Here is a 299-nt window from a genome sequence, read left to right on the forward strand (position 1 = left end):
AATGGCAGCCGTTCGGTGTCAAGTGAATGGAACATCAGCCTTGCTCCACTGCGTTTAGGCAAGATCCAGATTCCTAGCTTCGATATTGAAGGGGCGAAAACCAAGCCAATCACCATCAATGTTGCCGTTAATAAAGCTGCGCCCACTCAACATGACATGGCTGAGTTCCAGCTTAACCTCAGCAAGAACTCGCTGTACCCACAAGAAGTGGCTGAGCTTGATGTAAAACTCATCATCAAAGCTGATCCAAGAAGGCTGCAAGATCCTAAAATAGCGCCACCGAGCTCGCAGGGCTTAGA

General features: G+C 48.8%; 1 protein-coding gene. It reads left to right on the top strand.

Annotated features, from left to right (window positions below; all coding sequences use genetic code 11):
• Window positions 1-299 (top strand): BatD family protein (locus AB4486_RS25565; RefSeq protein WP_372119532.1); only part of this gene is annotated, 299 nt, incomplete at both ends.

This window comes from Vibrio sp. 10N.222.55.C6 (assembly GCF_041473395.1).
Classification (GTDB): Bacteria; Pseudomonadota; Gammaproteobacteria; order Enterobacterales; family Vibrionaceae; genus Vibrio; species Vibrio crassostreae_C.